Origin of the sequence: Yaniella sp. (genome assembly GCF_030453185.1) — a bacterium.
Taxonomy (GTDB): domain Bacteria; phylum Actinomycetota; class Actinomycetes; order Actinomycetales; family Micrococcaceae; genus Yaniella.
On record NZ_JAKDKW010000081.1, the window covers coordinates 1 to 10,337 of the forward strand.

The 10,337-nt window shown below is 57.2% G+C and carries 10 protein-coding genes and 1 tRNA gene; 5 read left to right on the forward strand and 6 right to left on the reverse strand.

Annotation, left to right across the window (positions count from 1 at the left end; translation table 11 throughout):
* Positions 1-80: 80 nt before the first annotated feature.
* From pstS to pstB, 4 genes are all read left to right on the forward strand, one after another.
* Positions 81-1,172 (forward strand): phosphate ABC transporter substrate-binding protein PstS, encoded by a 1,092-nt coding sequence (pstS, locus tag L0H14_RS10390; protein WP_301418355.1) that lies wholly within the window; start codon positions 81-83, stop codon positions 1,170-1,172.
* Positions 1,173-1,275: 103 nt separating this feature from the next.
* Positions 1,276-2,235, forward strand: a complete 960-nt coding sequence (gene pstC, locus L0H14_RS10395; RefSeq protein WP_301418353.1) for a phosphate ABC transporter permease subunit PstC — start codon at positions 1,276-1,278, stop codon at positions 2,233-2,235.
* A gap of 80 nt (positions 2,236-2,315) precedes the next feature.
* Positions 2,316-3,464, forward strand: coding sequence for a phosphate ABC transporter permease PstA (gene pstA, locus L0H14_RS10400; protein ID WP_301421790.1), 1,149 nt, complete (start codon positions 2,316-2,318; stop codon positions 3,462-3,464).
* Between the two features lie 39 nt (positions 3,465-3,503).
* Positions 3,504-4,283, forward strand: coding sequence for a phosphate ABC transporter ATP-binding protein PstB (gene pstB / locus L0H14_RS10405; RefSeq protein ID WP_301418351.1), 780 nt, complete (start codon positions 3,504-3,506; stop codon positions 4,281-4,283).
* Between the two features lie 218 nt (positions 4,284-4,501).
* Here pstB and L0H14_RS10410 read toward each other — a convergent pair whose 3' ends face one another.
* The 6 genes from L0H14_RS10410 to L0H14_RS10435 all read right to left on the reverse strand — a co-directional run bounded on the left by L0H14_RS10410 (position 4,502) and on the right by L0H14_RS10435 (position 10,085).
* On the reverse strand, positions 4,502-5,731 hold the full coding sequence (locus tag L0H14_RS10410; RefSeq protein WP_301418349.1) for an NAD(P)/FAD-dependent oxidoreductase: 1,230 nt from the start codon (positions 5,729-5,731) through the stop codon (positions 4,502-4,504).
* Between the two features lie 32 nt (positions 5,732-5,763).
* Positions 5,764-6,495 (reverse strand): class I SAM-dependent methyltransferase, encoded by a 732-nt coding sequence (locus L0H14_RS10415; RefSeq protein ID WP_301418347.1) that lies wholly within the window; start codon positions 6,493-6,495, stop codon positions 5,764-5,766.
* Positions 6,492-7,634, reverse strand: a complete 1,143-nt coding sequence (locus L0H14_RS10420) for a type III polyketide synthase (RefSeq protein WP_301421788.1) — start codon at positions 7,632-7,634, stop codon at positions 6,492-6,494. Before L0H14_RS10420 ends, L0H14_RS10415 begins: the two co-directional genes overlap by 4 nt.
* An 89-nt stretch (positions 7,635-7,723) precedes the next feature.
* A complete protein-coding gene (locus L0H14_RS10425; protein WP_301421789.1) occupies positions 7,724-8,737 on the reverse strand; it encodes an inorganic phosphate transporter in 1,014 nt (337 codons plus the stop codon).
* A complete protein-coding gene (locus L0H14_RS10430) occupies positions 8,737-9,363 on the reverse strand; it encodes a hypothetical protein (protein ID WP_301419953.1) in 627 nt (208 codons plus the stop codon). The genes L0H14_RS10425 and L0H14_RS10430 overlap by 1 nt, the downstream gene beginning before the upstream one ends.
* Positions 9,364-9,404: 41 nt before the next feature.
* Positions 9,405-10,085: a hypothetical protein gene (locus L0H14_RS10435; protein ID WP_301419954.1), complete on the reverse strand. Its 681-nt coding sequence runs from the start codon at positions 10,083-10,085 to the stop codon at positions 9,405-9,407.
* Positions 10,086-10,215: 130 nt separating this feature from the next.
* On the opposite strand from L0H14_RS10435, the gene L0H14_RS10440 reads away from it, so the two are divergent.
* Positions 10,216-10,288, forward strand: a tRNA-Lys gene (locus L0H14_RS10440).
* Positions 10,289-10,337: the final 49 nt, after the last annotated feature.

Below are 10,337 nucleotides of genomic sequence, written 5' to 3' on the forward strand. Positions count from 1 at the left end.
CATTAGTTCGGGTCACCAACCTTTTTATGTCTCGGCCCAACACATATGACTCACAACGAACTCGAAAGAGGAAAACACCAGTGAAGTTTTCGCGTTTTTACCGCTCCGCTGCAATCGCATCTGTAGCAGCTATCGCTCTGGCAGCTTGTTCATCTGACGATGGTGGCGGCGATGCTGACGCCAACGGTGGTGGCGAAGAAGTTTCGGCCTCGGGCAACTTGATCGGTGGTGGCGCTTCATCGCAGGAAGCAGCCATGACCGCATGGACTTCCGGCATCACCGAAGCCAACCCAGACTTGACCGTTCAGTATGACCCAGTTGGTTCCGGTGCTGGCCGTGAAGGCTTCATCGAAGGCCAGTACACCTTCGCCGGCTCGGATGCCGCTATGGATACTGAAGAGCAAGAGCAGGCCTGTGGCTCTGGAAACCCCTTCCACGTGCCTTCCTACATCTCACCAATTGCCGTTGCATTCAACCTTGAGGGTGTAGACACCCTGAATATGAACCCAGAGACCATCGCTAAAGTCTTCGCTGGCGAAATCACCTCCTGGGACGACGAAGAAATTGCAGAGCAGAACCCAGATGCTGATCTGCCAGCCACCGACATCACCGTGGTGCACCGCTCCGATGAGTCGGGAACCACCGAAAACTTCACCGATTACCTCAGCGGCGCCGCTAGCGACGCTTGGGAATGGGAAGCTGCTGAAGAATTCCCAGGAGAGCTGACCGGTGAATCCGCCCAGCAGACCTCAGGTGTCGTCTCGTTGACTTCCGATACTGACGGTGCCATAACCTACGCAGATGCTTCCCAGATCGGCGACCTGGCCACCGTTGCCGTTGGTGTTGGCGAAGACTACGTCGAATACTCAGCGGAAGCCGCTGCATCCGCTGTTGAATCAGCCGAAGAAGATCCTGAAGCTGAAGGTGCTCGCATCCTCGACCGCAGCACCGATGCCGAAGGCGCCTACCCGATCGTTATGATCTCCTACCACATCTTCTGTGACTCATATGAAGACGAGGGCATGGTTGATCAGGTCAAGGCATTCGGTAACTACGTTATCTCGGAAGCCGGCCAGGCAGCTGCTGAAGAATCAGCAGGTTCCGCACCAATTTCAGATACAATCCGTGACGAAGCCACCGAGCGCATTGAAGCAATCTCTGTTGCCGGCTAAGTCAGACCGTTAGCCATCATGGCCGATACCTCCGCAATGCACCACAGCGGAGGTATCGGCCTGAATGGCCCCTAGAGTACAAAGAACGTTACAGGAGTACAACGTGACATCCACATCCCCGCGCACAAAAAATACCGCGCGGACCACGTCGGCTGTGGGGGATAAAGTCTTCTTTGGCCTGTCATGGACCGGCGGCGCGATCATTCTGGTCGTGCTGGCTTTCGTAGCAGCCTTCCTGCTTATTCGCTCTCTGCCAGCCATCATGCCGGAGACTTTCGGTCCCGGCGCAGGAGAAGCAATCGATTTTTGGTCATATGTCTGGCCGTTGATGGCGGGTACCGTCCTCGTCTCTGTCATTGCACTGCTGCTGGCTACCCCGGTCGCTATCGGCATTTCGTTGTTCATCAGTCACTATGCTCCACGTCGGTTCGCAAACTCCATTGGTTACCTGATCGACCTACTGGCGGCGATCCCGTCCGTTGTCTACGGTGCCTGGGGCATGCTTGTACTTGCACCCGCCATGGTGCCCATTTACCACTGGCTGCATAACAACCTTGGATTTATCCCGTTGTTCGCAGGAGATCCGAGCGTCACCAACACGGGACGCACAATCCTCACCTCCGGTGTCGTTCTTGCAGTGATGGTCCTGCCGATCATGACAGCACTGTGTCGTGAAATTTTCCTTCAGGTTCCACACCTGCAAGAAGAAGCCGCACTTGGTCTTGGCGCTACGCGCTGGGAAATGATCAAAATGACTGTCTTCCCATTTGCTCGCGCGGGCGTCATCTCCTCAATCATGTTGGCGCTGGGGCGAGCACTCGGTGAAACCATGGCCGTCACCATGGTGCTCTCTGCGGGTGGGTTTTCCTGGTCGCTGGTTACTTCAGGCGCTAACGGCACGATCCCTGCAGAAATCGCTCTGAACTTCCCAGAAGCTTTCGGACAACGACAATCCGAGTTGATTGCAGCCGGTCTGATGCTGTTCGTGATCACCTTGATCGTCAACGTCATTGCAAGAGCTATCGTCAACAGCCATGCGAAGAAAGCTGAGGGATTGTCGTGACTTCTCAAATTCGCTCGCGTGCCAAATCGAACCCGCAGGGCTCGCAACAGGATCCAGACGGTCGGAAGAAGCCAGAAGATATGACGACACAAACACACAAGAAATCCCGATTAGACTCGCTGACTGCCAACCGGAAACCCACGTGGACGTGGATGGCAGCTGCCGCAGGATCAGCGATTCTTGCACTGCTCATCACACTGCTGGCGTTCGAGTCGTTCAGCGTAGTCGGTTTCGCGATCCTTGCCGGCATCTTCTACGTGGTCAGCATGTACGTTATTTCACGCATGCTGGAAGATCGCCTGAAAGCTACTGATGAATTCTGGCGTCACCTCGTGTGGACATCGTTCTTCATCGCGTTAGTCCCGTTGATCTCAGTGCTCTGGTCTGTTATCTCTCAGGGCCTCCCAACACTTCTGGCGAATCCGGGCTTGCTGACCGCCGATATGGGTGGGGTCGTCGGTTCAGACGACATCGCCACACAGTCAGAAGGGGAACCGCTACAAGGCGGTATTCTCCACGGTCTGGTCGGTACGTTGATGATCACGCTGCTGGCGTCGGTTATTTCGATCCCGGTTGGTCTCTTCGCGTCGATCTATCTGACGGAATATGGCAACCGGAACATGTTTTCCCGTGGCATCCGGTTCTTCGTCGACGTGATGACGGGTATCCCCTCGATTGTTGCTGGTCTCTTTGCCTTCGCAGGTCTCACGCTCTTTGTTGAACTGACCATCGGTACGTCACCGCAAGCCCTGCAGTCGGTCAAAACCGGAGTCACCGCCGCCATTGCGTTGAGTGTCCTGATGATTCCAGTGGTGGTCCGTTCCACCGAGGAAATGCTGCAGGTGGTTTCAAATGAACTGCGCGAAGCCTCTTACGCACTGGGTGTCCGCAAATGGCGCACCATCATGAAAGTCGTATTGCCGACTGCGATGTCCGGTATTGCCTCGGGTATCACCCTGGCCATCGCACGTGTTGCTGGTGAGACCGCACCAATTCTGGTGACTGCCGGATACGTCGCAACCACCAACTGGAACCCGTTCTCCGAATGGATGACAGCCCTGCCGGTATTCATCTACCGCCAGCTGATCAACCCGACGGCACCGGCAGCAGGCGATCCGTCCACCGCACGCGCCTGGGCAGGCGCGCTGGTGTTGATCGTTATTGTGATGGGCTTGAATCTGGGCGCTCGCGCAATCGCCAAATACTTCGCTCCGAAAACCGGCAAATAGTCGTTCCCGTTTTCGCATCTTCATAAGGAAAATACAACCATGGCTAAACGCATTCAGACCATCGATCTTGATTGCTACTACGGCGACTTTCTTGCCGTCAGCGATATAAACATTGAGATTGAGCCTCGTTCCGTGACCGCATTCATCGGTCCGTCGGGCTGTGGCAAGACCACATTCTTGCGCACGTTGAACCGTATGCACGAAGTCACCCCGGGTGCTCGTGCAGAAGGCAAAATCCTCTTGGACGACGAAGACATCAACGCACCGAACGTTGATCCGGTTCGTGTTCGTTCAACCATCGGTATGGTGTTCCAGCGCCCGAACCCGTTCCCGACCATGTCTATCCGAGAGAACGTACTTGCCGGATACCAGCTCAACGGGATTCGCCTAAGCCGCTCCGAAGCCGACAACGTGCTCGAGCGCTCCCTAACCGGGGCAAACTTATGGGGCGAGGTCAAGGATCGCTTGGATCGTCCAGGCGGTGGCCTCTCCGGTGGGCAGCAGCAGCGTCTCTGCATTGCTCGCACGATCGCGATCGAACCAGATGTGATTCTGATGGACGAGCCGGCTTCAGCGCTGGACCCGATTTCTACACTGGCGATCGAAGACCTGATTCACGAGTTGAAAAAGGACTACACCGTCGTCATCGTGACGCACAATATGCAGCAGGCAGCACGTGTGGCTGATCGGACGGCGTTCTTTAACCTGCAGGCCATCGGGGAGCCGGGCAAGCTTATCGAATACGATGACACCACCACGATCTTCAATAACCCTGCCAATAAGCAGACCGAAGACTACATTTCAGGACGCTTCGGCTAACCGAACAGTGCTGTATGTAGCGAAGCGAAAAGCCCTGACCAAGAAGTGCTTGAACTGGTCAGGGCTTTTGCAAACCTAACGATGCCGGGCCGGGCACGCCTCACGGCGTGTGGCCGCTCGAAGCGGCTGATGATTTGGAGCCCGGGGGTACCGCAGCCCGACATCTACTAGCCACTCTATCTTTACTCTGAAGTCGTACGCAAGGAAACGAAAACCCGTCAGCCAGGGACATGGATTTCCGCCCCACACAGCGGCTGACGCATGGTGAAGGCTTTCGCTAGTCGATGACGCATTCTGGTGGACAGGACCGTCCGCAGGACAGCATTCTGAACCGAAGTAGCCGACAGGGACATTGGTCGCCCGAGAGCCATATTGAGCTCAGCCTGCCAGGCAACAGTTCTGGCAGCGGAACGTCGCCGCTGTTCGAAGGTCCGAAAATTGTCCAGTTGATCAAGCGGAGCTGGGTTTTTATCACTCAACACCTGGATCAGCAGCGGTGCGACTTCTATGGCGTCGAGCCAGCCCAGTGTCATCCCCTGGCCGCCGATTGGACTCACTTCATGAGCTGCATCGCCGATAATCAGACAGCGACCGAGAACCATTTGCTGTACAAGGCGCCGTCGGACGTGGAATGCACTGATCATCGTGGAGGTCTGCGGGTTCACGGCTGTACCGGTACGCTCAACGATCAGATCAGTGAGTCCCCGCGGTGACTCTGGCATCAACTGGGTGCCGGTGTGCGCTACCCAGCGGCGCATTTGGCCGGGTAGCGGGAAAGACTCCACCACACCCGCGGGCTCAAGGAAAATAGACGCCGTCGCGTAGTGCTCGTCAGGGGCAGCGTTGGTATGTTGGGCGAAATCACCCATGATGTAGGTGTCTTCGAGCGCTCGGGCCTGAGTTGCGATGCCTGTTGTATGGCGAACCAGACTATGAGGGCCGTCTGCGCCGACGAGGATCTTAGCTTGCCAGTGCATCTCGACGTCGGGGTCATACGGATCGGCGACTGTGGAGCGAGCGGTGGCGTGAATGGGCAAACCCGCTTGTCCTTGCCGGTTCGGTAGTTCGGTGAAGCCCGTGAGTTCCCAGCCGGACTGCAATGCCCCCGGGGCCAGCTGTTTAAGGCGTTGTGACAGCAATGCCTCGGTACGGTTCTGAGGTAACGTCAGCACGAAAGGCCGATGCGGCCAGGCCTCTTCGAAACTGAGAGCGCCCAGACGTCGTCCGCGACTGTAGGCCGTCCCGGCGTGCACTCGGGTCCCCTCGGTTAGTGCGAATGATTCAAGACCAATCCTGTTCAGAACGGCCAGCGCAGGTGGATGTAGGCCAATGGCCCGGGAATGCGTCCGGGGCTGGTTCCGTCGTTCAAGCACTACGACGTCGACCCCGTCCATAGCCAGCAGGCAAGCAAGCACCAACCCTGCTGGTCCGCCCCCGGCAATCAGCACCTCGCACCTGCGTACCCTCGAAGAAGCCATGATTAGTGGGGATCGGCTGCGGTTCGCTCAGCGGCATCGTAGATTAGCAAGTTCCGCCAGGGTCGTTGGGCGTGCACCTGCCAGCCGGGGCTCGCGGCGGTGCGTAACTCGCCTTCGGTATAGCTACGACGGATGGAAATCAACCCATCTTCGCGGATGAACGACCCTGAAAAGAACGGCAACGTGCCAACAGAAAACAACAGGTATGCGGTTCGGCTACGTCGGATGTCGCTGTGTATCGCCCGAACTCGGGCCAGGAGTTTGGAATCGTCGAGCAGCCCCTGCAGTGCTGTGTCCGGTAGATGGTGTAGTAGGTGGTTAGAGATGACCAGGTCGAAGGTTTTGTCCTGTTTGACAAGGTCCGAGCTCAAGGCTTGTTGATAATCTATGTCACCGGCTGGGTCGCGGTGTGTTGCCCAGGCGTGTGCGCGTTCATCGGGGTCAGCGGCGGTGATGTGCAGCGCAAAGCCATCACGCTGTGCCCACCGGGAGATCGCACGGGTGACGTCGGCGCCGCCAGCACCAATATCGAGCAGTGTGTTAATTCGATCTCGGCGCAGTACGGGACGCAAATAGTGCCGATACGTCCGTTGCCATCCGGCGACCACGCGATTGACGAGCTGGAATTGAGCATATGTCCGGTGAAGCATCGCCAGATCGCAATCCGGGTCATCCATCCGCTCGGTCGTAGCTTCATCCCGGTCCTGCAGCCGAGGCAGTACGGTTATTCTCACGGGTTAGCACCGATCGTCGTGAACAGGCCGGTCTCCACGGTGAGGCCTGGTCCGAACGCCATACTGCAGATCCGTTCCCCGGCAGTAGAGCCCGGTTGTTCCAGGATTTCCTTGAGTACGAACATCACCGTGGCACTACTCATATTTCCGAAACGGCGCAGTACCTCGCGGGACGGGATGAGCTGTTGGGCGTTGAGCTCAAGCTTGGCTTCGACTTTGTCGAGAATGCTCCTACCGCCCGGATGGATTGCCCAGTGCTCGATCTCGCGGTAGTCCCGCGCAGCCAGTGGGGGATCGTGTGCGAGCAGGGGAGCCAGCGCATCAATAATGTGCGCGTCGATGATCTTTGGAACGTAAGTCCCCAAAACCATCTCGAAACCGTTGTCGCCGATGTTCCACGCCATCGCCTCTTCGCCAACCGGGGTGATCACGGTCTCGAAGTGGTCCAACTGTAGCGCGCGTTCGCCGTTGAGATCCCGGCCAGTGATGATTGCGGCTGCCGCGCCGTCGCCGAAGAGCGACGAACCCAGAATTGTGTCGGGATCATCTGAGACTCGTACGTGGATGCTGCATAATTCAACGCTGACCACGAGCACGACGGCGTCCGGATCAGCATCGCAGATCGTCTTGGCTTGACGCATGGCTGGAAATGCGGCGTAGCAGCCCATAAAGCCCAGGTGGTAACGCTGTACCGACGGGTTCAGGTCAAGACCACGAACGATGCGGTAGTCTGGACCCGGTGAGAAAAATCCGGTACAGGACACCGTGATCACATGGGTGACATCGGTGTTCTCGATGCCTTCACACGCAGTTACTGCGGCCGCAGCGGCATCGACATAGAGCTGCGTCGCCTCGTCCACATACACGTCATTGCGTACACGTGTGCTGGGGTTGAGAATGTGTCGGTTGGTCGAGTCGAAGAAATGCGGTGCCTCAGCGGATTCGGGCCGCTCTTGCAGATCCATCTCTGCGACTGCACTGTGCCGGGTTTCGATCCCTGAGGCGTTGAAGCTGGCGTTGACCAGCCGTGTAGCTAATCGACTGATACCAGGTTGGGAGGCAAAAATATCGCGAACCTCGTCCTGGTGTAGGACGGTTTCTGGGACTGCGACTTCGAGTGCTGTTAAGGTGACTACCATAGTTCATTGTCTCAGCGTGATGTAACCCACGCAATGGCATCGAGTGCTGTTGGTGCGTTCGAAGTAGGTGCCCATGCCAGGGCGTTGCATTAGACCAGTGCGGAGATGACCCCGACGATGGCAAAGGCGGTCGCGGCGCAGACGATGACTGTGCCGAAGAAGTAGCTCATGAGTCGTAAAACTTGAACCCAGCGGACCACACCGTTGTTTTGTGCGGTGCCAGCACCGGTGATGGCTGCGACCGTCGTGAGTGACGACGACAGCGGGATATGCAACATGAACGACCCGATCAGCAAGAGTAGGGCTGATGTTGACGAGGCAACCGCAGAATGTAGCGGATCTAAAATGGTGATTCGGCGGGCCAACGTGTAGTTGACTCGCCAAGCCGTGAGGATGCTTCCGAGGCCGAGTAGCAGTACTACGGATACTGCCAACATCCAGGTGGGGATTACTTCGGCGCCTGCTGCTGTAATAGACATCAGGAGGACGACGTAAATTCGTTGTCCGTACTGCACCCCGTGGCCGAGGGCGTTTGCTGCGGCACCGATCGCTAGCGTGCCGCGTGCTGCGTAGCTGACACGGTGCGGTGCTGTGTCTTTGGCAAACCAGGTCACGGGGATGGTTAGAAGCCAAGCAACGAGCATCGCCAATATTGGTGAAGCAAAGAGCGAAATGATGATCCCGATGGAAACCGTGGATAAATCTGCCCACACGAGGTGGTCTGTGTCCAGCACCGAGATAGCTACTGCAGCCCCTGTTATGGAGGCGGTCAGGGCGTGTGATGACGAAACGGCGACGCCGCGCCACCAGGTAAAGATCGCCCACGCTAGTGCCACGGCAATCCCGATGGTAGTGATCGATAAGCCGGTGTTTCCAGAGGGCACCAGCGCCACGAATTCTGCGGCAAAGAATTGGATGGTGCCGACCCCCATGATTGCCCCGACCATCCGCATGATGGCGGTCATAGCTACCGCGTTAGCTGGTGTGAGTGCGCCTGCGGCTATGGGGAGGGCTACGGCGTTCGGGGTGTCGCGGCCGGCCACGACAAAGCTAAATGCAGCGGTGAGGGCGAAAACCGTGGTGAGCAGAATCAAGGTGCTCACTAGGAATCACGCACCAAAATCCGTCCTAGCTGCGTACAAAATTCTCGGATAGTCATGAACGTGGAGTCTAATGACCGAGCAACTTCTTGTTGACGATAATAATGGCGGGCAAGGAGTTCATCGGCATCAGTGAGCCGCCAGGTGACCAGCGCTCGCTGAGCCTGATGGGTGAGACGCTCCAAGTGCATCCAGGTGCTCTCTAAGTCATCTGCTTGGTTCAATTGTTCTGCGGCATCCAACACGAGATCGGCCTGTCTGGTGAGGATTTCCAGGACATCGCCGGCGCGAGCTGGCAGTCGGTACTGGCGGGTCGCGTGAATGATCGTTCCAGTAATCGTCACGGCCTCAACGGCACGGTTGATCCAGGTTCCCAGCAGGTAAAGATCTTCGCGGGGGAGCGGCGTGAGGTATGAACTGCGCAGCGCCGTCAGCATCGTGCTGGTATTGCGAGAGGCTCTGGCATTGAGATTATCGAGCTTGGCATCAAGCTCGGTACCGGTTTCGGGGGAGGCCCCAAACATTTGGGTTACCAGGTCCACCGATTCCACCAGAAGTTTTGCCAGACTACGAACTTGGGCCGCGCCTGATTCATCGGCAGAAAATAGGCGCGTTACAGACAGCTTCATGTCTGGTCACTTTACACACCTAAAGTTAACAATCCGACGGATTAATTCCGCGGTATTTCGCTCGGGTGGGCGTCATCAAGACGACCTTGGCGCCAAGCGGTTGCGCAAAGTTCTAATTCGGTAGCGGTCCGCTGGAGTTTGACCGAGCGATGTTCCAGTGCTGCCGCTGCCCCAGGATTCATATCCTCGAGTCGTTCGGCGTGCTGGTGCTGCCCCGCGGCAATGACTCGGGCGTAGGCTCCACCGCGCTCCAGGGCGATGGCGAAATCCCCGGAGTATATGCCGGTGAGAATCTGAGAAGTCAGGTGCTGCAGGTCTTTGGCATGGGGTGGTTCCGTGGCGCCGGCGATGACACGGGATGCATAGGCGTCGTAGCCTGCCCGATACCAGGTGGCCCACATGTCGCCGTGTCTCCGGGTAGCTTGTTGTAGCGCGTACAACCGCCAGAGGGCGCCACCAAAGGTTACGGCTGGAGCGTTCGACCACATTTGGGCCATAGTGTCCAGGCCAACGTCGTCAACAAGGTCGACCAACCAGTCCACGGTTGCATCTTCGGCATCGGGGTCCTGACCGGTGGCCACTAATTGGGCGGCCACGGTTTGGGCAGCAGAGTACACTTCAGCAGGGTCTAAGCCACCCGGTTGGTGTTCGAAGCTTTCGAGCGGCATCAGTTTTGGCCTGCGGAATGGTAGACCAGTGGAACCGCCGCGCTGATAACTCAAACGTCCTCCTTGATATAAGACGCGTACACCACGACAGCCTAAAGCAGGTGCGCCTATAAATAACAGTCAATGGGGCAAATTTTGTTCCGCAGCAAAATAGGCTACAATCGTATAGCGGTCATAGCGACCAGGGCCTTTAGCTCAGTAGGTAGAGCATCGGACTTTTAATCCGCAGGTCGCGGGTTCGATCCCCGCAGGGCCCACAAGTTCAAAACAAAACCAGCCAGCCTTTCGGTTTGGCTGGTTTTGTTT